The organism is Nocardioides ureilyticus (genome assembly GCF_051280745.1).
Classification (GTDB): Bacteria; Actinomycetota; Actinomycetes; order Propionibacteriales; family Nocardioidaceae; genus Nocardioides.
Genome location: NZ_JBNCOG010000076.1, coordinates 1 through 1,451, shown reverse-complemented (window position 1 = coordinate 1,451; position 1,451 = coordinate 1). Strand labels below are relative to the sequence as shown.

The following is a 1,451-nucleotide window of genomic DNA, read 5'->3' as shown; positions in this document are numbered from 1 at the left end:
CGGGTTCGGGCGAGATCGCGACGAACATCTCGGGTGTCTCCTCCGCGGCGGAGTCGACCACCCAGGCGCTGGCCCAGGCCGGCTCCGCGGTGACCGAGCTGTCCTCGATGGCCCACCAGCTGCGAACCCAGGTCTCGCAGTTCAAGGCCTGAGCTCCACCCGGGTCCGCCACGACCGCCCCGCCTGACCGACCCGCCTGACCGACCACCGGCCGGTCGGCCCTGCCGGCCCCGATCGCCGGCCCGCACGACCCCCCACCCACAGAAGGCACCTCGATGACCACGACACCCCGCGGCCGGCTCTCGCCGGCGCAGTGGTTCGCCCACCTGTCCATCCGCACGAAGATCCTCGCGCCCGCCGTCGTCGGCGTCGTGGCTGCGCTGGTCGTCGGCCTCTTCGGCCTCAACGCCCTCTCCGCCAGTGCCGCGACCAGCCAGCGGATCTACGAGGACAACCTGGCCGCGGTGAAGGTGCTCGGGAACATCAGCGTCACCCGCAAGAGCATCTCGCTCAGCGTCCGGGACATCCTCCTGGTCGGTGACGGCCCGGACCGCCAGGCGACCCTCGACGAGTACGCCGAGCTGCAGGCGACGTTCGACGCCCAGCTCGACGAGTACCTCGCGACCGGCGCCAGCGCCGAGAACACCGAGCGGGTGGCCGACATCCGCGCCAAGCTCGCCGAGTACCTCGCCATCGTCGACAACAAGATGGGCCCGATCGCCGAAGCGCAGGACCTCGGCCGGTGGTTGCAGGTGAACAACGACGTCGCCGCCCCGGTCGCCGAGGCGGTCAGCAGCGACCTCGGCGCGATCATCGACACCGAGGATGCCGCGGCCGCGGCCAGCGCGAGCGACGCGCAGAGCGCCTACGAAAGCGCTCGCACGCTGGCCCTGGTCATCCTCGGCCTCGCCGTCGTCGTCTGCCTCGCCGTCGGTCTGCTGGTGGCGCGCGGCATCGCCGGCAACGTCGCCCGGGTCCGCCGGGTCTCCGACGCGATGGCCGAGGGTGACCTGACCCAGACCAGCGGCGTCGAGGCACGCGACGAGGTCGGTGCGATGGGCGCCAGCCTCGACGCGGCCACGGGCAAGCTGCGGGAGCTGATGACGATGGTCATCGCCTCCTCGGACGCGGTGGCGGCTGCTGCTGAGGAGCTGTCGGCGTCGTCGCAGCAGATCGCTGCGGGTGCGGAGGAGACGTCGGTGCAGGCGGGTGTGGTCTCGGGTGCGGCCGATGAGGTGTCGCGGAACGTGCAGACGGTGGCGGCGGGTGCGGAGCAGATGGGTGCTTCGATCCGGGAGATCGCGCAGTCGGCGAACGATGCGGCGCGGGTTGCGTCGCAGGCGGTCTCGACGGTGGAGTCGACCAACGAGACGGTGGCGAAGCTGGGGACGTCGAGCCAGGAGATCGGGAACGTGGTGAAGGTGATCACCTCGATCGCGGAGCAGACGAAC

1 protein-coding gene is annotated in these 1,451 nt (G+C 71.4%); it reads left to right on the top strand.

Annotated elements, in window-relative coordinates:
- Positions 1-275: 275 nt before the first annotated feature.
- A partial coding sequence (locus ACSMHG_RS19525) for a methyl-accepting chemotaxis protein (RefSeq protein WP_435748251.1) occupies positions 276-1,451 on the top strand: 1,176 nt, incomplete at its 3' end.